20 protein-coding genes are annotated in these 24,568 nt (G+C 62.0%); 15 read left to right on the top strand and 5 right to left on the bottom strand.

Features of this window, described 5'->3' with window-relative positions; translation table 11 throughout:
• Window positions 1–37: 37 nt before the first annotated feature.
• Together fhuA and mrcB are read right to left on the bottom strand one after the other, a co-directional pair.
• On the bottom strand, window positions 38–2,245 hold the full coding sequence (gene fhuA, locus DR88_RS21745) for a ferrichrome porin FhuA (protein WP_004178624.1): 2,208 nt from the start codon (window positions 2,243–2,245) through the stop codon (window positions 38–40).
• Between the two features lie 234 nt (window positions 2,246–2,479).
• A complete protein-coding gene (gene mrcB, locus DR88_RS21750; protein ID WP_004147127.1) occupies window positions 2,480–5,035 on the bottom strand; it encodes a bifunctional glycosyl transferase/transpeptidase in 2,556 nt (851 codons plus the stop codon).
• Window positions 5,036–5,622: 587 nt separating this feature from the next.
• Between mrcB and gspS the strand changes: the two genes are divergently transcribed.
• Window positions 5,623–5,997 (top strand): type II secretion system pilot lipoprotein GspS, encoded by a 375-nt coding sequence (gspS, locus tag DR88_RS0125120; protein ID WP_032409075.1) that lies wholly within the window; start codon window positions 5,623–5,625, stop codon window positions 5,995–5,997.
• 38 nt (window positions 5,998–6,035) lie between these two features.
• Here the strand turns inward: gspS and gspB are convergent, their stop codons facing one another.
• Both gspB and pulA read right to left on the bottom strand, forming a co-directional pair.
• A complete protein-coding gene (gene gspB, locus DR88_RS21755) occupies window positions 6,036–6,593 on the bottom strand; it encodes a type II secretion system assembly factor GspB (protein WP_025862194.1) in 558 nt (185 codons plus the stop codon).
• A 256-nt stretch (window positions 6,594–6,849) separates the two neighbouring features.
• Window positions 6,850–10,158 carry a pullulanase-type alpha-1,6-glucosidase gene (gene pulA, locus DR88_RS21760; protein ID WP_004147124.1) on the bottom strand — a complete coding sequence of 1,103 codons (3,309 nt, stop codon included), beginning with the start codon at window positions 10,156–10,158 and terminating at the stop codon, window positions 6,850–6,852.
• Between the two features lie 184 nt (window positions 10,159–10,342).
• Between pulA and DR88_RS30330 the strand changes: the two genes are divergently transcribed.
• Genes DR88_RS30330 through DR88_RS21825 form a run of 14 tightly spaced genes read left to right on the top strand, consistent with a single transcriptional unit; the run spans window position 10,343 to window position 22,083 of the window.
• Window positions 10,343–10,480: a hypothetical protein gene (locus DR88_RS30330; RefSeq protein WP_004219434.1), complete on the top strand. Its 138-nt coding sequence runs from the start codon at window positions 10,343–10,345 to the stop codon at window positions 10,478–10,480.
• Window positions 10,465–11,307 carry a type II secretion system protein GspC gene (gene gspC, locus DR88_RS21765; protein WP_004177377.1) on the top strand — a complete coding sequence of 281 codons (843 nt, stop codon included), beginning with the start codon at window positions 10,465–10,467 and terminating at the stop codon, window positions 11,305–11,307. The genes DR88_RS30330 and gspC overlap by 16 nt, the downstream gene beginning before the upstream one ends.
• Window positions 11,308–11,316: 9 nt before the next feature.
• The gene (pulD, locus tag DR88_RS21770; protein WP_004147122.1) at window positions 11,317–13,290 is read left to right on the top strand and encodes a GspD family T2SS secretin variant PulD; all 1,974 of its coding nucleotides are present in this window, start codon (window positions 11,317–11,319) and stop codon (window positions 13,288–13,290) included.
• On the top strand, window positions 13,287–14,780 hold the full coding sequence (gene gspE, locus DR88_RS21775; protein WP_004147121.1) for a type II secretion system ATPase GspE: 1,494 nt from the start codon (window positions 13,287–13,289) through the stop codon (window positions 14,778–14,780). Before pulD ends, gspE begins: the two co-directional genes overlap by 4 nt.
• Window position 14,781: 1 nt before the next feature.
• Window positions 14,782–15,996 carry a type II secretion system inner membrane protein GspF gene (gene gspF, locus DR88_RS21780; protein ID WP_004147120.1) on the top strand — a complete coding sequence of 405 codons (1,215 nt, stop codon included), beginning with the start codon at window positions 14,782–14,784 and terminating at the stop codon, window positions 15,994–15,996.
• A gap of 20 nt (window positions 15,997–16,016) precedes the next feature.
• Window positions 16,017–16,439 (top strand): type II secretion system major pseudopilin GspG, encoded by a 423-nt coding sequence (gene gspG / locus DR88_RS21785; protein ID WP_002889054.1) that lies wholly within the window; start codon window positions 16,017–16,019, stop codon window positions 16,437–16,439.
• Complete coding sequence (gene gspH / locus DR88_RS21790; protein WP_021441218.1) at window positions 16,439–16,948, top strand: type II secretion system minor pseudopilin GspH; 510 nt, start codon at window positions 16,439–16,441, stop codon at window positions 16,946–16,948. The genes gspG and gspH overlap by 1 nt, the downstream gene beginning before the upstream one ends.
• Window positions 16,949–16,950: 2 nt before the next feature.
• Window positions 16,951–17,316: a type II secretion system minor pseudopilin GspI gene (gene gspI, locus DR88_RS21795; RefSeq protein WP_002889025.1), complete on the top strand. Its 366-nt coding sequence runs from the start codon at window positions 16,951–16,953 to the stop codon at window positions 17,314–17,316.
• Window positions 17,313–17,909, top strand: a complete 597-nt coding sequence (gene gspJ / locus DR88_RS21800) for a type II secretion system minor pseudopilin GspJ (protein ID WP_004145893.1) — start codon at window positions 17,313–17,315, stop codon at window positions 17,907–17,909. Before gspI ends, gspJ begins: the two co-directional genes overlap by 4 nt.
• On the top strand, window positions 17,906–18,892 hold the full coding sequence (gene gspK / locus DR88_RS21805; protein ID WP_004177385.1) for a type II secretion system minor pseudopilin GspK: 987 nt from the start codon (window positions 17,906–17,908) through the stop codon (window positions 18,890–18,892). The genes gspJ and gspK overlap by 4 nt, the downstream gene beginning before the upstream one ends.
• On the top strand, window positions 18,879–20,072 hold the full coding sequence (gene gspL / locus DR88_RS21810) for a type II secretion system protein GspL (protein ID WP_025862279.1): 1,194 nt from the start codon (window positions 18,879–18,881) through the stop codon (window positions 20,070–20,072). Before gspK ends, gspL begins: the two co-directional genes overlap by 14 nt.
• On the top strand, window positions 20,065–20,550 hold the full coding sequence (locus tag DR88_RS21815) for a type II secretion system protein M (RefSeq protein ID WP_004151943.1): 486 nt from the start codon (window positions 20,065–20,067) through the stop codon (window positions 20,548–20,550). The genes gspL and DR88_RS21815 overlap by 8 nt, the downstream gene beginning before the upstream one ends.
• The gene (locus DR88_RS21820) at window positions 20,540–21,286 is read left to right on the top strand and encodes a type II secretion system protein N (RefSeq protein ID WP_004145897.1); all 747 of its coding nucleotides are present in this window, start codon (window positions 20,540–20,542) and stop codon (window positions 21,284–21,286) included. The genes DR88_RS21815 and DR88_RS21820 overlap by 11 nt, the downstream gene beginning before the upstream one ends.
• Entirely contained in the window at window positions 21,283–22,083 is an 801-nt protein-coding gene (locus tag DR88_RS21825) for a prepilin peptidase (RefSeq protein WP_004145898.1), read from the top strand. Before DR88_RS21820 ends, DR88_RS21825 begins: the two co-directional genes overlap by 4 nt.
• Before the next feature lie 47 nt (window positions 22,084–22,130).
• Here the strand turns inward: DR88_RS21825 and hrpB are convergent, their stop codons facing one another.
• Complete coding sequence (hrpB, locus tag DR88_RS21830) at window positions 22,131–24,560, bottom strand: ATP-dependent helicase HrpB (protein WP_004147115.1); 2,430 nt, start codon at window positions 24,558–24,560, stop codon at window positions 22,131–22,133.
• Window positions 24,561–24,568 lie beyond the last annotated feature (8 nt).

Genomic DNA, 24,568 nt, shown 5'->3' with positions numbered 1-24,568 from the left:
CCTGATAGAGGGCGCGGCGAACCGCGCCCGTAGGTGGTTAGAAACGGAAGGTGGCGGTGGCGACGACCTGACGTCCGGCGCCCCAGTAGCAGGCGTATTCGCTGTAGCAACTGGAGACATATTCGCGGTCGAACAGGTTGTTGACGTTGACGCCGACCGACGATCCCGGCAGGCCAAAGCGCGCCAGATCGTATTTCACCGTCGCATCCATCAGCGCATAACCGGCCACACTAAAGGCATCATTTTTCTTACCGGTGCTGGTGTCATTTTTGTAGTAGCTGACCGTTGAACCGATATAGCGCGCCCCGGCCCCAATCGTCAGACCGCTCAGCGCGGTTTCGTGGAAGGTATAATCCGCCCACAGGGAGGCCATGTTACGCGGCACTTCCGCCGGACGTTTGCCGTTGAACACCGTATCGTGAGTGTACTCCGCATCGGTGTAGCTGTAGGCTGCGGTGACGTTAATATTGGCGTTCACCGCCGCCTTCGCCTCCAGCTCAAGGCCGCGGGAGCGGATCTCGCCGGTCTGGATGCTGAACGCCTGGTTAGCCGGATCAGCCGTCAGGTTCTTGTCTTTGGTCAGCTGATAGACCGCCGCGGTGACCACCACCGGCATATCTTTCGGCACGTATTTCACGCCGGCTTCATACTGCTTACCGCGCGACGGATCGAACGGCTGGCCGCGGCTGTTGGAACCCGATACCGGTTCAAACGATTCGCTGTAGCTGAAGTACGGAGAGATGCCGTTATCGAACAGGTAGTTGATGCCGCCGCGCCAGCTGAACTGCTGGTCGTGATTCTCCGCCAGGCTGTTGGTGGCGCGGGTTAACGTTGAGGTCGTGGCGTAATCGTAACGGCCGCCCAGGGTCATCACCCATTTATCCCACTCCATCTGATCCTGCGCGTACAGGCCGGTCTGCTCCATCCGGTTGAGGACCGCGTACGGGAAGGTGACCTGAATATTCGGATTGCCGTACTGCGGATTGCTCATGCTGATAGGATCCGCCGTCCCGTAGTCGGCATCCACATCGTTACGCATCCGCGAGTAGTCCACGCCGGTCAGCAGCGTATGGCTGACCGCGCCGGTGGCGAAATCAGACTGCAGCTGGGTATCGACGGTGAAGGTGTTCAGGTGCTCGTCGGAGCGCACGTAGGCGCGATTCATGTAGCCCGGCGCGACATAGCCGTTGCCGTATACGGAACGATAGAGCGTATGCACATCGGCATAGCGCAGGTTCTGCCGCACGGTAAAGGTGTCATCGAACTGATGGGAGAAGCTGTAGCCCACCATCTTCTGGCGGCGGGAGATTTTATTATCGGACTCGCCTTCGTTGAAATCGGTCGGCAGCTTGTGCGCCTTACCGTTGGCGTCGTAATACGGCACCACGGTGCCTTCGCGCGGCAGCCAGCCGTAGTAGCCCGCATCCGGGTCATTCTGGAAGTTGCTCAGGAAGGTGAAGTCGGTTTTATCGTCCGGACGCCAGCTAAAGGAGGGCGCCACCGCGTAGCGAGTCGATTTCGCCATCTGCTGCTGGGCATCCTGACTGCGGCCAAGGCCGGTCAGGCGATACGACCAAACGCCGGCATCATCAATGGCGTCGCTAAAGTCAAACCCGGTCTGCCACAGATTGTCGGTGCCCATCTTAAACTGCACTTCTTTCAGCGGCTCGGTAGTCGGGCGCTTGCTGACCATGCTGACGATACCGCCCGGGTTGCTGTTGCCGTACAGCACCGAGGTTGGCCCGCGCATCACTTCCACACGCTCGAGGAAGTAAGGATCCATGGAGACTTCAGAGTAGTTATTCCCCTGCAGCTTCATGCCGTCCAGATACTGGTTGGTGTTGACGGTCGTCGAGGTGGTGAAGCCGCGAATGGTGACCACGTCATAGGTGGTCGAACTGCCGCGAGTGGAGAAGACGCTTGGCGTATAGGAGAGCGCCTCTTTTACCGTCGTCGGCTGGCGCATCTCCATCTCCTGGCGCGTCACCACCGACACAGACTGCGGCGTTTTTTCAATCGGGGTATCGGTTTTGGTCGCCGTGGCGGAGCGTTTTGCCGCGATAGTCGGCGCCGGTCCCCAGGCGCTTTCCTGGGCGGCCGGGGCGGCAACGACGGTGATGGTTTCTTCTTGCTTCGGTTGTTCTGCTGCCTGTGCGTAGACAGACATGCCGCTAACCGCCGTGGCTACTACAGCTGCGACTTTACGCAGCGAGTGATTTGGCTGAGCAGTTTTTGGACGCGCCATGGGTATATCTCTGATGAAAGTGAATGATAACGTAAACGAGAATTATTATTATGACGGGCGATATAATAGGCGAAACGTCGAAGGCAAGGCAAGCGATATGCCTGTCGCCGCCGGTCGAAGGCTGAATTAATAACCAGATAGTTATTATGGAGTTAAAGAGCCGTTAACTTTTTTACAGGCATAAAAAAACCCCTTAATACTTTCGTATTAAGGGGTCTGGTCGTGCGGTCAAAATCAGTTACTGCCGAACATATCCTTGATCCAGCCCGCGACGCCGTCGCTCTTTTCCTGCTGCTTCGGCGGCTGTTGCTGCTGTTGCTGCTGTTGCTGCTGCTGCTGCTGCCCGGACTGATTAAACGGATTTTTCGCTTCCTGTTGCTGCAACTGCTGCTGTTGCATCATTTCGCCCTGACGGCACAGCGCATCCGGCTGCGTGGTCCAGACCGGCAGCGAACGCATACCACCGCTGCAGACGAAGTTGCCGTTGCTGTCCACGCCCATATCAACCACGTCTTCCGGCACCGTCAGCACCAGCGGCGTTGGCGTCTGGTTCGCCAGATAGCGCTGGTAAATCGACATCGCGCCGCTGGCACCGTACAGTTTGGTCGGCTGGTTATTGTCGCGCCCCACCCAGGTGATGGTCACCTGACTACCGTCGATGCCGGCGAACCAGGTATCGACGTTATTGTTGGTGGTCCCGGTTTTCCCCGCCAGATGCAGGCCCGGATACTTCGCCCCCAGCTGACGCCCCGTACCGCGCTGCACCACCTGCTGCATAGTCCACAGCGTCATGTAGGCCGCCTGGGCAGGCACCGCGCGCTCCGCCTGCGGATAGCTCTGGTAGAGCACAGTGCCATCTTCGGCAATCACTGACCGCAGCGCGGAAAGCGGCGCACGGTTCCCACCGCTGGCGATGGTCTGGAAGGCCTGGGCCACTTCAATCGGCGTCAGGTTCAGTGCGCCAAGCAGCATCGACGGCACCGCGTTGAGCTGATTCTTCGGCGCCCCCAGTTTAGTCCAGGTATCGACTACCGCCGGCAAGCCCAGCGCCATCCCGAGGTTAACCGTCGGGACGTTCATCGAGCGAGTCAGGGCATCGACCAGCATCACCTGACCGCTGAAACGACGATCGTCGTTCTGCGGGGACCACGTCTGACCGTTGGACAGGCGAATCGTCACCGGCGCATCGGCGATCCAGGTATTCAGGCGATACTGATTCGGCTGGCTCAGCGCGGTCAGATAGGTCGCCGGCTTGGCCAGAGAACCAATCGATCGGCGGGCCTGCATCGCGCGGTTATAACCGGCGAACTGCGGCTCCGCGCCGCCGACCATCGCCCGCACTTCACCGGTAAAGCGGTCAACCACCACCATGGCGGTTTCCAGGTCTGCCAGCTTACGCTGTTTCTTCAGAACCGGGATCCCTTCGGAGGCCGCTTTTTCCGCCGCATCCTGCGCCACCGAGTCGAAAGTGGTGAAGATCTTCACGCCGGAGAGATCTTTCACTTTATCGCCTAGCTTCGCCTGCAGTTCCTGACGAACCATCTGCATAAACGCCGGCTGCGGTGAAATCGCCCCGCCGCGCGGCTGCACGCCCAGCGGACGTGCGCTGAGCATGTCGTACAGCTCCTGGTCGATAACCTGCTGCTGCTGCAGCAGACGCAGCACCAGATTGCGTCGTTCAAGGGCCAGTTTCGGGTTACGCCACGGGTTATAGACCGACGCCCCTTTCACCATCCCCACCAGCAGCGCCTGCTGGTCGAGGCTCAGCTCTTCCACCGGACGGCCGAAGTAATACAGGCTGGCCAGCGGGAAGCCGCGAATTTCGTTATCGCCGCTCTGGCCGAGGTACACCTCGTTCATATACAGCTCAAGGATGCGATCCTTGCTGTAGCGGGCGTCGACGATCAGCGCCATATACGCTTCGTTGGCTTTACGCCAGTAGGAGCGTTCGCTGGAGAGGAACAGGTTTTTCACCAGCTGTTGGGTCAGGGTACTCGCCCCCTGCACCGTTCGGCCTGCCGTCAGGTTCGCCAGCACCGCGCGGCCGATGGAGTAGAGACTGATCCCATCGTGCTCATAGAAGTGGCGGTCTTCGGTCGCCAGCAGGGTATCCACCAGCAGATCGGGGAAGCCGCTGCGCTTCACGAACAGGCGCTGCTCGCCGTTCGGCGACTGCAGCATGGTGATAAGGCGCGGATCGAGGCGGAAGAAACCGAACTGGCGGTTATTATCCATATTCTCGATGGTCTCAAGATGGTCGCCGTCGAAGGTAAGACGCGCGCGCACCTGCCCTTCCTTACTGTCCGGGAAATCGAACGGACGACGGATCATCTCGATGCTGTTAGCCTGCACGGTATATTCGCCGGGGCGCGTCATCGCGCTGACCTGGCGATACTGCGTGGCGTTGAGCAGACGCACCATCTCGTTTTTGCTGATCTGCATGTCCGGCTCAAGGTTGACCATCCGGCCATAGACCGCGGCCGGCAGCTCCCAGACTTTACCGTCAATGCGGCTGCGGATTTTCTGGTCGAGGTAGACGCCATAGGCGGCAATCAGCACCGCGAAGACAATCCCCAGCTTGACCAGCAGCCACAGCCAGCTGCGCTTCCGACGAGGCTTGCCACCTTTGCCTTTGGCTTTTCTCGGCACCGGTTTCTCATCCTCATAATCATCGTCATCATACTCGTCGTCGTAGTCCTCTTCCCGGACCCGGCGACGGGTGACTTTCTGTTTAGTCGGACGTGAGGGTCTTCCCTTACGTCCGATAGGCTCGCGGTCATCTCCCGCCATGCTTTTTCTCCGCAACGTTCAGGCGCAAAGGCCTGATTCTCAATACTTCCCCTGTTCAGAGGAAGAAGAAATCTCTCAAATTAACGTCCAGGCTGCTTATCCTTCGGACGACAACCTGCTGGCAGGCAGGACGCGCCGCCAGCCTTTCAGAGGGTTGGTTTGCTTCATGTTACATGATACTAACAATAAAAATTCACCATAAAATCATTGTGTTAAACGCATCATCAGCAGAATAAGTCAGAACATAGCACGTAATGTTCAGGGCATACAGGATAGCACTAAAATGCGACATTCTTAACCAGCATTTTACCTCCTGCGCACGTAACAAGATGGGAAAGAGTATGTTTTTTAATAACATAAAAAACGGCGCGCTTCCTGCCGGTCAACGCAGTGGCATCATCTGCGGATGAAAATATATTTTCCCAGCGCCAACGTTTATTATTGATAAAAGTAAAGTCGATTAAGCGCCTTTCCGTTGATAAAAATGAGAGCCTGTTAACATTTATGCAGAATAATATTTTATGATGACACCAGGGAAATATTTGTTAAACTAGCGGCCAGTGATTCATTATTTTGATTACTCTATGATGCGTATTCCGCTTATATTCCCGCTTTGCATGGTAGCCCTTCTCTCTGGCTGCCAACAAAAACCCGCCTCAACGCTCAGCCCGGCTATCAGCAGCCAGGCGCAGCTCGAGCAGCTCTCGTCCGTGGCGGCCGGGACGCGCTATCTCAAGAATAAATGTAATCGTAGCGATCTCCCCGCTGATGAAACGATATATCGGGCAGCAGTGAATGTCGGTAAAGCGCGCGGATGGGGAAATATTGACGTGGCGACGTTAAGCCCAAATAGCGACCGGCTTTACCAACAGCTATTACAGGACAGTACCCCGGAAGCCACACAGTGCAGTCAATTTAATCGTCAGCTCGCGCCATTTATTGCCAGCTTGCGCAGCGACTAAGCGAAATATCCTCAGCGCGCCGGTTATTGTGCGCGCTTTTATTCCTCTTTCGGCTCCTCGTCAATTTTTCCGCCCGGCCAGTCCTCCAGCGCCGGGAGGGTAAAGGTCGTGCCGTTGAAGCTGAAGATCGTCACATCCTGCTGGATCTGCTCCACCACCAGGTTCGGCAGGGGTGAATCGCCCTCCGTCCACGCTTTGCCGTTTAATACAATGCTGCGCTTTTCCGGTCGCGAGGCGTAGACATGGGCGCTGTAGCGCAGAGGCGGCAGCGTATCGCTGTCCACTTCCGGCGCCGCGGGCGCGCTGGCTTTTGCCGCCGGCGGCGGCGTCTTTGGCGCGGCCTCTCCGGCAGCGGTTAACGGCAGAAGCGCCGCATGCGCCACCGGCAAGGGCAGCGTTTGCGGCGGTGCCGGGTGACGCCACTGCTCGCCGCCAAACCAGCCGAGCGCGATAAATAATCCGGCGTACAGCGGGATAATCCAGCCGGGGATCTGCACCATCCGTCCGCGGATCACCGGCGCATCATCCAGCGAGGACGGCGGCTGATGCGTCACCAGCGGCGGGATCCCTCTTTCACTGTCATCACGAACAATCACAACCGTCTCCTGTTCCCTCACGATAACGAGAAGGCGCCCTTACGGATGCCCCAGACTGCTGACAAAGTGCAATCTTCAGGAATTGCCCGGCGGCGCTACGCTTGCGCGGGCCTACAGATAACTGCATAACTGTTTGAAATTGCAATCTTTCGTAGGCCGGGTAAGGCGAAAGCCGCCACCCGACAGAAAGGCGAGCACAATAACGAAACAGGTTTGTCATCAGCCAGAGGCGCCCTTACGGGCGCCCTACGTTATGTTATTTACTGCTCACCGGCAGGCCAGCGCCCTGCGACTCGCCCTGCGGCAACTCGAGAACGGCAACCGACCAGGCCGGCAGCGTGACCGAACCGTCAGCGGCGACCTGCACGCCGCTCGCCAGCGACCGGTCGCCCGCCGCCTGCTGAATAGCGCTCAGCTGGAGCGATGTGCCGGCGAAGTCCTGCAGCGTCCGGCTTTCCGGCGCGGCGTTGATCGCCACCACGATGCCGTCGACACGGCTGTCCAGACTGGCGCCAGCCTGCATCCCGTCATCGATGGTCATCACCAGCAGACCCGTCTGCTGATCGGCGCCAGTATTGCGGAAGTCCACGCGCTTCATCACCGTCGCGCCGTCGCCGAGGGTAAACAGCGGAGACGATTTACGCAGCGCGGTCAGCTCCTGATAAAACGCGGTCATCTGCTTGAGCTCCGTTTCACCCGGAGTAGCCACCGCGTCTTTCACCCGGGCGATAATGTCATAGTTGCTGCCATCATCGCTGCTGCGCGGCATACCGACGTTGTAGTTGTTGTCCTGCAGGGAGTAGTCCACGCGGTTAAACCAGTCGCCGGAATCATACGAATCGCGGGTAAAGGATTTAGAGCGCAGCAGCTCCGAGCCCTGCTGGTCAAAGGCGATCCCCTGGCCGAGCATCACCGTCGCCAGCGACACCGCCTGCATCCGGACGCGGGTATCGAGATCCGCCTCCTGAGCGGCTTTATAGCTGATCATGTCCCACAGCGTCTGGTTATCGTGTTTTGACACATAGTTCACGACTTCCGTCGGATCAGCCGCATAGCCGCCTGGCGCGCCGTTATAATCAATCTCGCTGCCTCTCTTCACCGCGCCGTCTTTGTCGATCAGCACAAAGTCCGCGAGGTTACCGGCCATGCCCAGACGGGTCAGATCGGCGAGGTGGCGCGCCTGATCGTCGCTCAGGGTGGTCAGCTCATTTGGCTGAACGCCGGCGCCGCTGCCCACCCCCTGATTCTGGCGCAATGCATCGCCGGAATCGAACGGCCCGCCACCGCGCACGGCGTCGCGCAGACGATCGGAGAACGTGCCGATCCCGGTGCCTTTGAGATTGATTTGCGAGGCAATTTCAAAGCGATCGCTCTGGTTGGAATCCCAGCCTTCGCCAAAGAAGTAGATATCCGGGTTCAGCGCTTTAATGCGTTCCCAGGCCGAGAGGATCTGCGCTTTCGGGTGGTAGCCCATCAGGTCGAAGCGGAAGCCATCGATCTTATAATCGGTGGTCCATACCGCCAGTGAATCGGCGATAAGCTTGGCGAACATCCGGTGCTCTGGCGCCGAGTCGGAGCAACAGGTAGCCGATTCCACGCTGCCGGTGGTTTCGTTCAGACGCTGGTAGTACCAGGGGACGATCTTATCCAGTACCGAGGTGCGATCGGTCGGGCCGGCGGCGTTGGTGTGGTTGTACACCACGTCCATAATGACGTTCATTCCCAGATCCTGCTTGATCGCCTGAATCATGGTGCGGAACTCTTTAATACGCGCTGTGCCTTCCGGATCGGTGGCGTAGGATCCTTCCGGTACCGTGTAGTGGAACGGATCGTAGCCCCAGTTATAGGAGTCGGTCTGCGCCACCAGCGTATTCAACGCCTGCACCTGCGGGTTATCCTTGCTGTCGTTCTGCTTCAGCTGAGTCAGCACCTCTTCAACCGTCGAACCGCTGTCGCAATAGCCCGCAAACTCGCTGCTCTTCACCGCGCTATTGACCTCGCACAGGCGGCTGAACGGCTGCTGAATATCGGCGACCTTGTCGCTGAACTCATTGACCGTCGCCAGATCGAAGACCGGCAGCAGCTCAATATGGGTCACGCCCGAGGCCGACAGCTGTTTCAGATGCTGGACCATATTGCTTTCCTGGGCGGTGAGCGCCAGATACTTACCGCGCAGCTCCGCAGGAACGGTTTGATCCCAGGCGGAGAGATCGCGAATATGCGATTCGTGAATCGTCATTTTCGCCAGATCGGCTTTGGTTTTCTGCGCGTGCGGCATCGTCAGCCCGTCCCAGCCTTCCGGCTTCAGCGCGCTGTCGTTGAGATCGACCACCTGGCTGTACTCCGAGTTGGTCGACAAACTGTAGGCGTAGGGATCGGTCACTTCGTACTGCTCGACTTTACGCGACTGCGGGTGGTAGACCGTCATCGCGTAGCGGTAGAAGGCGCCCTTCAGGTCGCTTCCCCCCTGCCAGGACCAGGCGCCGGAGGCGCTGTCGCGGGTCATCGGGTGACTGGCTATCACTTTCTTGTCCGCGCTATAGATCACCAGCTCAACCTGCTGCGCCGTGGGCGCCCAGACGCGGAAGGTCACGCCGCTATCGGTTAGCTGGGCGCCATAGCTCAGCGCCTCGGCGGCGGCGGCATAGGTATCGTCCAGCACGCCGGCGGTCTGCACCTGGGTGGCTGAGCTCAGGATCCCGTCGCTTTCCGCGGCTATCGCCACCGTCTCGCCCTGCAGCAATTCATCGACGTTAACATCATCGGGCAGTTTAAAGGCTGGATAGCTGGCGAGATGCGGGAAGCGCATGCTTACCTGCTGGCTGACGGTGGTGGGGGTCAGCTTGACATATTTATCGCTAAATTCGCCGTTACTGTCGGCGGCCACCTTACTGCTGTGGCTGTAATAGAGGCGCACAATGGGTTTATTTTCCCCACCCGGCCACAGCAGAGTAGTCTTATCGACCCAGTGCGCATCGGCCAGCGCCACGCCAAAGGCGGCGCGGAAGGCGTCGGCGCGGGAGTCATAGACCGCGCTGTTGCCGGCGATGACCGATACCGTGCGATCGGTGAAATCACTGAAAGAGACGCGCAGGTCGCTGTCGATAAGCTTATTGGTGCCATCGCGGACAATAACGTTGATGCATCCGCTCTCTTTAGTCAGCGGGATCACCCAGTAAGGGCCATATTTGTCGCTGCCGGTCGGCGTGGTGCTGACATCATTCCAGTCCGCCACCGGCGCGCTCAGCGCGTCACAGGTTTCGTTGTTCCATAAGTAGAGGTTTTTCGTCGCATAGTCGGCCGGCGTGCTGCTGGTGATGCCGGCGATATCGACGAGATGAATGACAGCCTGCCTGGCGGAAGCCTGCACCGCTTCGCCTGGGACGGCAACGTCCGGTAAGCGGACGACGACATCCTGCGGGTCGGGCGTGCCGGGAGTGCCTGGGTTGCCAGGATTGCCTGGTGAACCCGGTGAGCCAGAGGTAGAAGAGGAAGAGCTGTTATCACAGCCACTCAATAATACTAACGATCCAAGAAATAGGGCATGACAGGTATATCTGAGCATTCGATAGTCCCTAATATGCTTATTAAATTATAAAAGGTAAGAAAGGATGAATATCTTTACAGCGCGCTAATTAGATATTTTTGCTTTCCCAGGCGCAATCATCCCCCACAAATGAGCGGGGGGCGTAGGAAGCCGGGGGAGTAAATCAATAAAGGGAATGACGACCCGAAACCGCAAACTGATTATGATTCGCCACGCTTATCGCCACTCTCCGGCAATAAATAATTCAAAAGCCAATAATCACCTACCTGTTTCGGTAGGGTATTACGCCAACGTGCAGAAAAATAAATTAGCAAAGGAATTAAAATGCCAGTTTCTGTGATGAGGTTAACAAATATAAATAAAGGGATAATTAAATTATTACCACAAATTGTGACGCTCATCATATTAATAACCGCTATCCCACAGCTGGCGAAATTAACCTGGCGCGTGGTATTCCCTGTGAGTCCTGAGGATATTTCCGCCCTACCGTTAACCATGCCTCCGGCGGCAGATCCGGAATTAAAAAATGTGCGGCCCGCATTTACCCTGTTTGGCCTGGCGGTGAAAAATAGCCCCACGCCAACGGATGCTGCCAGTCTCAATCAGGTGCCGGTTTCCAGCCTGAAGCTACGCCTGGCCGGGCTACTCGCCAGCAGCAACCCGGCGCGCTCCATCGCTATTATCGAAAAGGGAAATCAGCAGGTTAGCCTTAGCACGGGCGATCCCCTCCCAGGGTATGATGCGCGGATCGCCGCCATTCTGCCTGACCGGATCATTGTCAACTATCAGGGGCGCAAAGAGGCCATTTTATTATTTAACGACAGTCGCGCGCCGTCGCCGCCGCCCACCGCCGCGGGCAACCCGCCCCTCGTGAAGCGACTCCGCGAACAGCCGCAAAATATCCTCACTTATTTATCTATTTCGCCGGTACTCAGCGGCGACAAACTGCTGGGTTATCGACTAAACCCAGGCAAAGACGCCTCGCTGTTTCGCCAGTCCGGCCTGCAGGCAAATGATTTGGCGATTGCCTTAAATGGCATCGATTTACGCGACCAGGAGCAAGCGCAACAGGCGCTGCAGAATCTGGCCGACATGACCGAAATAACGCTAACCGTTGAGCGGGAAGGCCAACGACACGATATTGCTTTCGCGCTGGGGGATGAATAATTGCCAACCATGAAACGCCTGCGAAAAATGCTGCCTGCGCTGCTGATATTAACCCCGCTGCTATTTTCTCCGGCCGCCGCGGAGGAATTTTCCGCCAATTTTAAAGGCACCGATATCCAGGAATTTATCAATACCGTCAGCAAAAACCTGAATAAAACGGTGATTATCGATCCCAGCGTACGCGGCACTATCACCGTGCGCAGTTACGATATGCTCAATGAAGAACAATATTATCAATTCTTCCTCAGCGTGCTGGATGTATATGGCTTCGCCGTGATCAATATGAATAACGGCGTGCTAAAAGTGGTCCGCGCCAAAGACGCCAAGACCTCGGCCGTGCCGGTCGCCAGCGCGGCCGCGCCGGGCGAAGGCGATGAAGTGGTCACCCGGGTGGTGCCCCTGACCAACGTCGCCGCCCGCGATCTCGCCCCGCTGCTTCGCCAGCTGAACGATAACGCTGGCGCCGGCAGCGTGGTCCATTATGAGCCCTCCAACGTACTGCTGATGACCGGCCGCGCGGCGGTTATCAAACGCCTGCTGACCATTGTCGAGCGCGTCGACAACGCCGGGGATCGCAGCGTGGTGACCGTGCCCCTTTCCTGGGCCTCCGCCGCGGAAGTAGTCAAACTGGTTACCGAGCTTAATAAAGATACCAGCAAGTCGGCGCTGCCGGGCTCGATGGTGGCGAACGTGGTGGCCGATGAGCGCACCAACGCGGTACTGGTGAGCGGCGAACCAAACTCGCGCCAGCGCATCATCGCCATGATCAAACAGCTCGACCGCCAGCAGGCGGTACAGGGTAACACCAAAGTGATCTACCTGAAGTACGCCAAAGCCGCCGATCTGGTGGAGGTTCTGACCGGGATCAGCAGCTCGCTGCAGAGCGACAAGCAAAGCGCCAGGCCAGTGGCCGCGATCGACAAAAATATTATTATCAAAGCCCACGGCCAGACCAACGCCCTGATCGTCACCGCGGCGCCGGACGTGATGAACGATCTTGAGCGGGTGATCGCCCAGCTCGATATCCGCCGCCCGCAGGTGCTGGTGGAGGCGATTATTGCCGAAGTGCAGGATGCCGATGGCCTTAATCTCGGTATCCAGTGGGCAAACAAAAACGCCGGCATGACGCAGTTCACCAACAGCGGTTTGCCGATATCGACGGCTATCGCCGGCGCCAACCAGTACAACAAAGACGGTACCATCAGCAGCTCGCTGGCCAGCGCCCTCGGCTCGTTTAACGGTATCGCCGCCGGCTTCTATCAGGGGAACTGGGCGATGCTGCTCACCGCCCTCTCCAGCAGTACCAAGAACGATATTCTGGCCACCCCCAGCATCGTCACCCTCGATAACATGCAAGCCACTTTTAACGTCGGCCAGGAAGTTCCGGTATTAACCGGCTCGCAAACCACCTCAGGCGACAACATCTTCAATACCGTCGAGCGCAAAACCGTCGGCATTAAACTGAAGGTGAAGCCGCAGATTAACGAAGGCGATGCGGTGCTGCTGGAGATAGAGCAGGAGGTATCGAGCGTTGCCGACTCGGCCTCCAGCACCAGCAGCGATCTCGGGGCGACCTTCAATACCCGGACGGTGAATAACGCCGTGCTGGTCGGCAGCGGCGAAACGGTGGTGGTTGGCGGGCTGCTGGATAAAACCGTCACCGATACCGCTGACAAAGTGCCGCTGCTCGGGGATATCCCGGTGATCGGCGCCCTGTTCCGCTCCGACAGCAAGAAAGTGTCTAAACGCAACCTGATGCTGTTTATCCGCCCGACCATCATTCGCGATCGCGATGAGTACCGCCAGGCTTCTTCCGGCCAGTACACCGCCTTCAACAATGCGCAAACTAAACAGCGGGGTAAAGAAAGCAGCGAAGCGTCGCTCAGCAACGACCTGCTGCATATCTATCCGCAGCAGGAGACCCAGGCTTTCCGCCAGGTCAGCGCCGCCATTGACGCCTTCAATCTCGGAGGCCGCCCATGACGCCAGCCGCCGAACGCCGTCCGCTGTTGCCCTTCGCCTGGGCCCGCGCGCACCATCTTGTGCTGCTCAGCGACGGCGAATGCTGCGAAGCGCTGTGCCGCCCCGATACCGCCGCCCGGGCGCTGCTGGAAGCGCGCCGCCTGGCGGACGGCCCGATGCGCGTCAGCCGTCTGGCGCCGGAGGCATTCGAGAAAGTGCTGGTGCTCAGCTATCAGCGTGATTCGGCGGAGGCGCACCGCATGATGGCCGACATCGGCAACGAGCTCGACCTCTATACCCTCGCCGAAGAGCTGCCGGACACCGACGATCTGCTCGACAGTGAGGACGACGCGCCGATCATCCGCCTGATCAACGCCATGCTCACCGAGGCCATCAAAGAGAAAGCCTCGGATATTCATATCGAAACCTACGAGCGCCATCTGCAGATCCGCTTTCGCGTCGACGGCGTGCTGCGGGAAATTCTGCGCCCGCAGCGGCGGCTGGCCGCCCTGTTAATTTCGCGCATCAAGGTGATGGCCAGCCTGGACATTGCCGAAAAGCGGGTCCCTCAGGATGGCCGCATGGCGCTGCGCATCGGCGGGCGAGCAATCGACGTGCGCGTCTCCACCCTGCCCTCCAGCCACGGCGAACGCGTCGTCCTGCGTCTGCTGGACAAAAACAGCGTCAACCTGGATCTGCTGACGCTGGGCATGCCGCCCGCCCTGCTCGATCGGGTCGATGCGCTGATCGCCCGCCCGCACGGCATCATCCTGGTCACCGGTCCGACCGGCTCCGGGAAAAGCACGACGCTCTACGCCGCCCTCAGCCGCCTCGACGCCCGGGAGCGCAACATCATGACCATTGAAGATCCGGTGGAGTATGAGCTGGAGGGCATAGGCCAGACCCAGGTCAACGCCAAAGTCGAGATGACCTTCGCCCGCGGCCTGCGTGCCATCCTGCGCCAGGATCCGGACGTAGTGCTGGTGGGCGAAATCCGCGATGGCGAAACCGCCCAGATCGCCGTTCAGGCCTCGCTGACCGGGCACCTGGTGCTGTCGACCCTGCACACCAACAGCGCGCTGGGCGCCATTTCCCGTCTACAGGATATGGGCGTGGAGCCTTTTTTACTCTCCACCTCGCTGCTGGCGGTGATGTCGCAGCGGCTGGTGCGCCAACTGTGCCCGCACTGCCGTCAGCCCTGGCAGGCGGATGCCAACACCGCCCGGCAGATGGCGGTCCCGGTCGGCGCGCGGCTGTGGCAGCCCAAAGGCTGTCCGGAGTGTAATTTCATCGGCTATCGTGGGCGTACCGGGATCCATGAACTGCTGCTAATCGACGATCGCGTGCGCGCCGCCATCCACCGCGGCGAGAACGAGATCACCCTGATCCAGCAGCTGGGGCCAGCCTGGCAAACCCTGCGTCATGCCGGACGCGACAAAGCGCTGGCGGGGATCACCAGCTGGGAGGAGGTGATGCGGGTCACCGAACAGCAAACGACGGAAAGCGTCTAAGATGGCCCTGTTTCGCTATCAGGCGCTGGACGCGCAGGGCAAAACCCGCCGCGGCCTTCAGCAGGCCGACTCCGCCCGCCACGCCCGCCAGCTGCTGCGGGACAAGGGCTGGCTGGCGCTGGAAGTGACAACTGCCGACCCGGCGCGGCGACTGTGGGCCGGCGGATCCCTTACCCGGCGTACCAGCGCCGGTGATTTAGCCCTGCTCACCCGCCAGCTGGCGACTCTGGTTGCCGCCGGGATCCCGCTGGAAAAGGCGCTCGATGCCGTCGCCCAGCAGTGCGAAAAGCCGTCGCTAAGAACGTTAATGGCCGGGGTGCGCAGCAAAGTGCTCGAAGGCCACTCGCTGGCGGAGGCGATGCGCGCCTATCCCGCCTGCTTCGACGGGCTGTTCTGCGCCATGGTGGCGGCCGGCGAAACCTCCGGCCATCTCGACGGCGTACTGAACCGGCTTGCTGACTATACCGAGCAGCGCCAGCAGCTCCGCGCCCGCCTGCTGCAGGCGATGATCTACCCCATCGTACTGACGCTGGTCGCTATCAGCGTGATCGCCATTCTGCTCTCCACCGTGGTGCCGAAAGTCGTTGAGCAGTTTGTCCATCTTAAACAGGCCCTGCCCTTCTCTACCCGGCTGCTAATGAGCCTGAGCGACATCGTGCGCAGCGCGGGCCCCTGGCTGGCGCTGCTGTCGTTACTGGCGCTGCTGGCGCTGCGCTATCTGCTGCGCCAGCCCGCCCGGCGGCTCGCCTGGGACCGGGCGCTGCTGCGCCTGCCGGTCATCGGCCGCGTGGCCCGCAGCGTCAACAGCGCGCGCTACGCCCGCACCTTAAGCATTCTCAATGCCAGCGCGGTGCCGCTGCTGCTGTCGATGCGCATCAGCGCCGACGTCCTCAGCAACGCCTGGGCGCGCAGCCAGCTGGCGGCGGCCAGCGAATCGGTACGCGAAGGCGTCAGTCTGCATCGGGCGCTGGAATCCACCGCCCTGTTTCCGCCGATGATGCGCTACATGATCGCCAGCGGCGAACAGAGCGGAGAACTGACCGCCATGCTGGAGCGCGCGGCGGAGAACCAGGACCGGGAGCTGAGCGCGCAGATCCAGATGGCCCTCAGCCTGTTTGAGCCTCTGCTGGTGGTCACCATGGCCGGCATGGTGCTGTTTATCGTGCTGGCCATCCTGCAGCCGATCCTGCAACTGAACACCCTTATGAGTATGTAACTGTATTAATGGAGAAAACTATGCAACGGCAACGCGGTTTCACGTTACTGGAAATTATGGTGGTGATCGTCATTCTCGGCATTCTCGCCAGCCTGGTGGTGCCTAACCTGATGGGCAACAAGGAGAAAGCGGACCGCCAGAAAGTCGTCAGCGATCTGGTGGCGCTCGAGGGAGCGCTGGACATGTATAAACTCGACAATAGCCGCTACCCCAACACCGAACAGGGACTGCAGGCGCTGGTGACCGCCCCGGCCGCCGAGCCGCACGCCCGCAACTACCCGGAAGGCGGCTATATCCGCCGTCTGCCGCAGGACCCGTGGGGAAATGAGTATCAGCTGTTAAGCCCGGGTCAGCATGGCGCCATCGACGTCTTCAGCGTCGGCCCGGACGGGATGCCCGACACCAATGACGATATCGGCAACTGGACCCTCGGGAAGAAATAGTGTCTCAGCGCGGTTTCACCCTCCTGGAGATGATGCTGGTCCTGCTGCTGATCGGCGTCAGCGCCAGCATGGTGCTGCTGGCGTTTCCCTCCGCCCGCACCCAGGAGGCCACACAGATCCTGGCGCGCTTTCAGGCGCAACTGGATTTTGTCCGCGAGCGCGGGCAGCAAACCGGTCAGCTCTTCGGCATTATCATCCACCCTGAGCGCTGGCAGTTTATGCGCCTGCAGCCTGCCGACGATAGCGCCCCGGCGGCGGCTGACGACCGGTGGGGCAACGCGCAGTGGCTGCCGCTGCAGGCCGGACGCGTCACCACGGCGGAAACCCTCCCGCGGGCCAGGCTGACGCTGCGCTTTCCCGACGGCCAAGCGTGGACGCCGGACGAGCAGCCCGACGTGCTTATTTTTCCCGGCGGTGAAGTCACGCCGTTTCAGCTGCGGATTGACGCCGCGACGGGCATCAACGTCGACGCCCAGGGCGACAGCCAGCCGCTGGCGGCGCGGGAGTAGCCATGAAGCGTGAAGCCGGAATGACGCTTATCGAAGTGATGGTCGCGCTGGTGATTTTCGCCCTCGCTGGCCTGGCGGTGATGCAGTCCACCCTGCAGCAGACGCGCCAGCTCGGGCGTATGGAAGAGAAAATCCTCGCCAGCTGGCTGGCGGATAACCAGCTGGTGCAGCTGCGGCTGGAGAAACGCTGGCCTGCCCTCAGCTGGTCTGAAACCACCGTGGAGGCCGCCGGGACGCGCTGGTTTGTCCGCTGGCAGGGAGTGGAAACCGCGCTGCCGCAGCTGCGGGCGCTGGACGTGGAGGTCCGGCGGCAAAAAAGCGATCCCGCGCCGCTGGCCACCCTGCGCACCTGGGTGACGCCGCCATGATAACGAAAATGCGCGGTTTCACTCTGATCGAAACGCTGCTGGCGCTGGCTATCCTCGCCGTCCTCAGCGCCGCCGCCGTGATGGTGCTGCAGAACGTCATCCGCGCCGATGGCCTGACCCGCGAGAAAAGCCAGCAGATCGCGGCCCTCCAGCGCGCCTTTCGCCAGATAGCCGACGATGTCACCCACATCATTCCCCGTCGCGCCAGAAACAGCGACACGTTTTTCTTCGCCGGACGTTTCCAGTTGCAGAGCGACGACTGGGGACTGGCCTTCAGCCGCAGCGGCTGGCCAAACCCGCTGGGGATCCTCCCGCGCTCGGAGATCCAGAACGTCAGCTACCGTCTGCGCCAGCAGCAGCTTGAGCGTCTGAGCTTCGATCAGCAGGATCCGCTGACCGGCAGCCAGCCGACGGTCCGGGTGCTGCTGCGCGAGGTCACGGCGTTTCGCCTGCGGTTTTACGCCGACGGGCGCTGGCAGGAAACCTGGGACCGCCCGCAGAGGCTGCCGCAGGGGCTGGAGATCACCCTGACGCTGGCGAACAGCGGGGAGATAACCCGCCTGTTTTTACTCACCCCGGGAGGCGGCCAGTGATAAATCGGCAACGCGGCGTCGCGCTCCTGATGGTGCTGTTCATCCTCGCCCTGATGATGATCCTCGCCAGCGCCATGACCGAGCGCACCGCGGTCATGTATCAGCATACCGCCGTGACCCTCGATAATTTGCAGGCCAGATGGTACGCCCTGGCGGCGGAAAACATGGCCGCCGCGCTGCTGCAACGCGATGCGCTGGACTCGCCCAGTCAAACGAACCTGGCGCAAACCTGGGCGCAGGAGGGGCGCCGCTTTACCCTCGACGATGGCGAAATCCGCGCCACGATCCGCGACGGGCACGCCTGCTTCAACCTCAATGCCATCAACCATCGCGCGGATGAGGCTGGCGACGGAACGCCCTACCCGACCGACGTCTTCGTTCGGCTGCTGGCGCTGCTCGGCGAGCCGCCGCTGCGCGCCAGCCAGATCGCCGCCGCCCTTGGCGACTGGACGGACAGCGACGGCCAGCCGCGGCTGAACGGGGCGGAGGACGAGGTCTATATGGCGCAAACCCCGGGCTATCTCGCCGCCAACCAGCCGATGCAGGATGTCAGCGAGTTGCGCCTGCTGGCCGGGATGGACGCCGCGCTCTATCAGCGCCTGCTCCCCTTCGTCTGCGTCCAGCCGGATGACGCGCTGCAGGTCAATGTCAACACCCTGCGCCCCTCCCAGGCCGCCCTGCTGGTGGCCCTCTTTCCCGGCGATCTGACGCTGCAGGAGGCGCAACAGCTGCTGCACAACCGCCCGCGAACCGGGTGGAGCAGCGTCGCCGCCTTTCTCGCGCAGCCGACGCTGCAGAAAACCGATACCACGCTTGCCCGTCCCTGGCTGACGGTGCACAGCGCACGCTTTATCGCCGCTTTTACCGTGGTGACTGGCAATCTCCGCTTTCAGCTGCACAGCGTCCTGCAACAGGAGGGGCGCACATTTACCGTCGTCCAGCGGCGATATGGACTCTCTATGGTGGTCGATGAACAAGATTAATGCTTCTCCCCAGGCCATGCTGATCGTGCGCCTCGCCGCTGCGCAGGCGCCGCTGCACTGGCAACTCTTCGCCCCCGGCGAGCCGCACCACGAGGCCAGCGGCCGGTGGCCGACTGACGACGCCAGCCCTTTCCCGGCGCTGGCTGAGCAGTACCCGGCCTGGGTGCTGATCCCGGCCAGCGACTGCGCGTTTCACTCGCTCACCCTACCGGCGGGCCTGCGTAAACCGCCGCTGCAGGTGGCCCCGTTTCTGCTGGAAGAGCAGCTGGCCGACGATGTGGAAGCCACCCATTTTGCCCTGCTCCACCGCCAGCAGGCCCAGTGCGAGATCGTCGCCGTACAGCGGCAAAAAATGCGCGACTGGCTGGCGCGCTGCGAATCGCTCTCCTTACAGCCCCTGGCGTTGACGCCCGACGTGCTGGCCCTGCCCTGGCAACCGCCGGCGTGGAGCGCGGTGCAGGTGGACGAGCAGTGGCTGATCCGCCACCAGCCGTGGGGCGGCATGGCGGCGGAAAACGTCTGGCTGACGGAGCTACTGCAGAGCGAGGCGGAAGAGCACGTCATCGACAGCTATTCGCCGCCGCCCGCGGCGCCGGGCGTCTGGCGGGAGCAGCCTGCGCAGACATTGCTGACCCTTGCCGCACGCCATCCGGCAGCGCAGAAACTCAGTCTGCTGCAGGGGGAGTTCGCCGTCCGGCGGCGGTCTGCGCAGGCGAGCTGGCGTCCGGCGCGGTATGCCGCGCTGGCCCTGGCGTTACTGGCAGGGGCAAACAGCGTGCTGGACCATCGCGATCTGGCGCGTCAGGCCGAGGCGGCGCAACAGGCCAGCCGGGCCTTCTATCACCGCTGGTTTCCGACGGAGAAAAAGGTGATTAACCCGCGACTGCAGATGCAGCAGCACCTGCAAACCCTCACCCGTCAGGCGCAGCATGCCCCCCTCGTCGACCGCCTCAGCGCCTTGCAAAACATCCTCAGCGAAACGCCGGGGATCCGTCTGCGAGCGCTGAGCTGGGATGCCGCGGGCAATCGTCTGCAGCTGGATATCGCCGCGGTCTCTTCCCAGGCGCTGGAGCAGTTTACCCAGCGGGCGCAGCCGCGGTTTCGCGTCCGGCCGGGCGACATGATCACGAAACCGGATGGCATTGAGGGACAACTGACGCTGGAGGAAAAGGATGGCTAATCTGCTTATCTGGTGGCGGCAGCGCACGCCGTCGGAGCAGCGCCTGTTGCTTGGTCTGACAGGGCTGCTGGCGGCATGCGCCTTCTGGTATGGGCTGTGGCAGCCCTGGCGAGCCCGCGAGGCGCAGTGGCGGCAAACCCTGGTGAAAGAGCAGGCCAGCCTGCGCTGGATGACGGAGCAGGCTCCGCGCCTGCAGCAGCTCAGCCAGCAGCCCGCGCCGGCGGCAAAAGAGGCGCTCACCGCTCTGGTGATGCGCGAGGCGGCGAGCCACGGACTGACGGTCATCCGCCTGCAGCCGCAGGGAAAACGTCTGCAGATCACCCTTCAGCCCTGCGCTTTCCAGGCGCTGATCGACTGGCTGGACGCTCCGGCGATGCGCGGCGTCAACGCGATCTCGCTGTCCGTGACCGGGCAGCCGTCGCGACCCGGCTGGGTCACGGTCAACCATCTGCTGCTGGAGCGCGACGATGAAGGCTAACTGGATCGCGGGCGGACTGCTGCTGGTCCTCTATCTGTTGTGGCTCACCGCCACGGCTCCGGCGCGCCTGCTGGCCCCCATGCTGCCGCCCGGCGTACAGGTGGGGCAGTTTAGCGGCAGCGTCTGGCGCGGCGCGGCGCAACCGGTCTACTGGCATGGGGAACGGCTTGAACGACTGGCGTGGTCGCTGACCCTGGCGGGCTGGCAGGTCTCTCTCAGCGATCCCCGCGGCGTGATGGGTCAGGCCCGGCTGTGGGGCCTTCGCGATCTGCGCCTACAGGAGGGGCGGCTCACCGCCCCCGCCAGCCTGCTCAGCCGCTGGTTGATGTCGACTATGCCCGTCAAGGCCGCGGGGGAGGTCACCTTCAGCCTGACCGAAGGGCGGTTCAGCGACGGACGCTGCCGGCATATCATCGCCGGAGGCGCGCAGTGGCGGCAGGCCCGACTGCACTCCCCGGTCGGCAGCCTGGAGCTGGCCCAGGTTAATGGCACCTTCCGCTGTACGGTGGACGGCGCCGTGGCGCTGACTCTCCGTCAGGACTCTCATCAGCTGAGCCTCAGCGGCCAGGGGACTCTGTCGCCCGATGGCCGCTATCTGTTTCGCGGCACGCTACAGCCCCGGCAGGGGATGCCGCCGCTGCTGGCGCTGCTGGTCACGCGCCCGACAGCGAATAACGCCCCGGGCCCGACGCCGTGGCAGCTGCAGGGAAAATGGTTACCACAGGAGCAAAAATGACGACACTAGCCGCGTTATCGCTGCACTTTCCCTTTGTCTGGTATGGCTTTCTGCTGCTGTTCGGCCTGGCGCTGGGCAGCTTTTACAATGTGGTGATCTATCGTCTGCCGCGCATGTTGACCCAGACCGCGGACGACGAGCGGATAACCCTCAGCACCCCGGGATCTTCCTGCCCGCAGTGCCGCCAGCCGATCGCCTGGCGGGACAATATCCCGCTGCTCAGTTTCCTCTGGCTGGGCCGTCGCGCCCGCTGCTGTCAGGCGCCCATCGCGTGGAGCTATCCGCTGACCGAGCTGGCCACCGGCCTGCTGTTTATCCTCGCCGGAGCTTTGCTGGCGCCGGGCCTGCCGCTGGCGGGAGGCCTGGTGCTGCTCTCGTTCCTGCTGATACTGGCGCGGATTGACGCCCGGACCCAGCTGCTGCCCGATCGCCTGACTCTGCCCCTGCTGTGGGCCGGGCTGCTGTTCAATCTTAACGAGGTGTACATTGCCCTGCCGGATGCGGTCGCCGGGGCGATGGCCGGTTATCTGGCGCTGTGGTCGGTCTACTGGCTGTTCCGCCTGCTGACCGGGAAAGAGGCGCTGGGCTATGGCGATTTTAAGCTGCTGGCGGCGCTGGGCGCCTGGTGCGGCTGGCAGGTTCTGCCGCAGGTGCTGTTGCTCGCTTCGGCCAGCGGGCTGGTGTGGACCCTACTGCAACGCCTGTGGACCCGGCAGTCGCTGCAGCAGCCGCTGGCCTTCGGCCCCTGGCTGGCGCTGGCCGGCGGGGGTATTTTTCTCTGGCAGCAGATGGTCTAGCGTTTGCGAACCGACTGGCCGGGCAGGATGCCGCCCGGCAGCGGCGGCTACGAGTATTTTTTGCTGCGGCGGGTCGGGGCGGCGTTGGCCGGATCGTCCGGCCAGACGTGCTTCGGATAGCGTCCCTTCATCTCTTTCTGCACCTCGCGGTAGCTCCCTTGCCAGAAGGCGCTCAGATCGCGGGTGATCTGCAGCGGACGCTGGGCAGGCGACAGCAGCTCCAGCACCAGCGGCACCCGCCCCTCGGCGATCACCGGCGTCGTGGCCTCGCCGAACATCTCCTGCATACGCACCGCCAGCGCTGGCGGGTTCTCCGCATGGTATCGGATCGCCAGGCGGCTGCCGGTCGGCACGGTATAGTGCGTCGGCAGCTCGCGATCCAGCTTCTGGCGCAGCGGCCATGGCAGCCAGTCCTGTAGCGCCTGACGCAGATCCAGCGCCTTCAGCGCCCGCAGGGAATGAACGCCGTTCATCTGCGGCAGCAGCCATGCCTCCAGCGAGGCCAGCAGCGAAGCGTCATCCACTGCGGGCCATGCCTCTTCCGGCAGCCACTGCGCCGCACAGTGCAGCCGCAGGCGCAGCTGCTCAGCCTCTGGCGTCCAGTTGAGCACCCCGAGGCCTTTCTCACGAATACCGTTGAGCATCGCCTGATGCAGCTCTGCCTCAGAGGGCTTCGCCAGCGGCTGGGTCTTGATCAGCAACTGGCCGATCACCGTCCGCCGCCAGGCTTTCAGCGTCCCCTGCGCTTCATCCCACTCCACCGTGTCGGAACTTTTCGCCAGTTCAGGGCGGGCGGCGATCAGCTCGCCGATTTCCACTGGCAGAGCCAACAGCATGCGGGCATCCGGCGAAGCGCTGCCCTGCAGCAGCAGCGGAGCGATAAGCCATTCATGACGGCCCAGCGCGTCGTCGGCGTCCAGCATCGCGCCCATGCCGTTCGCCAGCTGGTAGCGCCCCTCCTGACCGCGGCGGCGGGCGATGCGATCGGCGAAGGCCGACGCCAGCAGCCCCGCCATTAGCCCGGCATCGGGCTGGCCGCCGCGGCGGGCCAGGCGCTTCATCAGCTGCTGCGCTCGCTGCTGCCAGTTGGCCTGCTGACGGGAAAAGACGGCCCCCAAATCCACCAGTCCGCCGCGCGGCGGCTCCTCGAGGATCGCCGCCAGCTTTGCCGCTGTCGCCGCCTCGTCATCGGTCTGCGCGGCGGCCAGCATCGCCGCCAGCCGCGGCTCGTTGCCAAGCGCTGCCATTTTGCGGCCAAACGCCGACAGCCGCTCGCCGTCCAGCGCCGACAACGCCTCCAGCAGGCGGCGCGCGGCGGCCAGATTGACCGCGGGCGGCTGATCCAGCCAGGCCAGCGCGGCCGGATCGTGGCAGCCCCACTGCAGCAGCTCCAGTAACAGCGCCGACAGATCGCTGTGCAGGATCTCCGGCTCGCTCTGCGCCGCCGCCCGTTCCGCCTGTTCTTTGCCGAGCAAATGCAGGCAGATCCCCGGGGAGAGACGACCGGCGCGTCCGGCACGCTGCGTCATCGATGCCTGGCTGATGCGCTGCGTCACCAGCCGGGTCAGGCCGGTGCGCGGGTCAAAGCGGGCGACCCGCTCCTGGGCGCTGTCGACCACCAGGCGGATCCCCTCGATGGTCAAACTGGTCTCGGCAATATTGGTGGCCAGCACCACTTTGCGCTTCCCGGCCGGCGCCGGGAGGATCGCTTTGCGCTGTTCGCTTAAGGGCAACGCGCCATACAGCGGGCAGAGAATGACATCCTCCGCCACGCGCTCCGTCAGCTGTTCCAGAACGCGCTGGATCTCGCCGACGCCGGGCAGAAACAGCAGCATCGATCCCTGTTCATGCCGCAGGAGCTCCGCCGCCGCTACCGCCACCGCCTCATCAAAACGCTGGTGCGCGGAGAGCGGGCTGAAGCGACGCTCCACCGGATAAGCGCGCCCCTCCGAGACCACCACCGGCGCCTCCGGCAGCAGACGCTGCAGGCGATCGTTATCGAGGGTCGCCGACATGATCAGCAGCTTGAGATCGTCACGTAACCCCTGCTGGACGTCGAGCAGCAGGGCCAGGGCCAGATCCGCCTGCAGGCTGCGCTCGTGAAACTCATCGAGGATCACCAGCCCCACGCCCGTCAGCTCCGGATCGCGCTGGATCATGCGCGTCAGGATCCCCTCCGTAACCACCTCCAGGCGGGTCTGCGGTCCGACGCAGGTTTCGGCGCGCATGCGGAAACCCACGGTCTCCCCCGGCTTTTCGCCAAGCAGTTCAGCCAGCCGCTGCGCGACATTACGCGCCGCCAGGCGCCTCGGCTCGAGCAGGATAATGCGTCCCGCGATGTTGCCCTCGGCGAGGATCTGCAGCGGCAGCCAGGTCGACTTCCCGGCGCCGGTCGGCGCGTTGAGCAAAACCTGCGGCGCATGCTGCAGGGCGGATAACAGTTCTGGAAGGACAGCGGCAACCGGCAATGAGGACACAAAAGGCT

It is taken from the genome of Klebsiella pneumoniae (assembly GCF_000742135.1).
GTDB lineage: Bacteria > Pseudomonadota > Gammaproteobacteria > Enterobacterales > Enterobacteriaceae > Klebsiella > Klebsiella pneumoniae.
Note: the sequence above shows the minus strand (reverse complement) of the source record. Positions and strands in the feature narration are given on the sequence as shown.

Coding starts and splice junctions, on each gene's coding strand:
- fhuA (WP_004178624.1), bottom strand. CDS start 2,245: ATGGCGCGTCCAAAAACTGCTCAGCCAAATCACTCGCTGCGTAAAGTC.
- mrcB (WP_004147127.1), bottom strand. CDS start 5,035: ATGGCGGGAGATGACCGCGAGCCTATCGGACGTAAGGGAAGACCCTCA.
- gspS (WP_032409075.1), top strand. CDS start 5,623: ATGCGTATTCCGCTTATATTCCCGCTTTGCATGGTAGCCCTTCTCTCT.
- pulA (WP_004147124.1), bottom strand. CDS start 10,158: ATGCTCAGATATACCTGTCATGCCCTATTTCTTGGATCGTTAGTATTA.
- DR88_RS30330 (WP_004219434.1), top strand. CDS start 10,343: ATGATTCGCCACGCTTATCGCCACTCTCCGGCAATAAATAATTCAAAA.
- gspC (WP_004177377.1), top strand. CDS start 10,465: ATGCCAGTTTCTGTGATGAGGTTAACAAATATAAATAAAGGGATAATT.
- pulD (WP_004147122.1), top strand. CDS start 11,317: ATGAAACGCCTGCGAAAAATGCTGCCTGCGCTGCTGATATTAACCCCG.
- gspE (WP_004147121.1), top strand. CDS start 13,287: ATGACGCCAGCCGCCGAACGCCGTCCGCTGTTGCCCTTCGCCTGGGCC.
- gspF (WP_004147120.1), top strand. CDS start 14,782: ATGGCCCTGTTTCGCTATCAGGCGCTGGACGCGCAGGGCAAAACCCGC.
- gspG (WP_002889054.1), top strand. CDS start 16,017: ATGCAACGGCAACGCGGTTTCACGTTACTGGAAATTATGGTGGTGATC.
- gspI (WP_002889025.1), top strand. CDS start 16,951: ATGAAGCGTGAAGCCGGAATGACGCTTATCGAAGTGATGGTCGCGCTG.
- gspJ (WP_004145893.1), top strand. CDS start 17,313: ATGATAACGAAAATGCGCGGTTTCACTCTGATCGAAACGCTGCTGGCG.
- gspL (WP_025862279.1), top strand. CDS start 18,879: ATGAACAAGATTAATGCTTCTCCCCAGGCCATGCTGATCGTGCGCCTC.
- DR88_RS21815 (WP_004151943.1), top strand. CDS start 20,065: ATGGCTAATCTGCTTATCTGGTGGCGGCAGCGCACGCCGTCGGAGCAG.
- DR88_RS21820 (WP_004145897.1), top strand. CDS start 20,540: ATGAAGGCTAACTGGATCGCGGGCGGACTGCTGCTGGTCCTCTATCTG.
- DR88_RS21825 (WP_004145898.1), top strand. CDS start 21,283: ATGACGACACTAGCCGCGTTATCGCTGCACTTTCCCTTTGTCTGGTAT.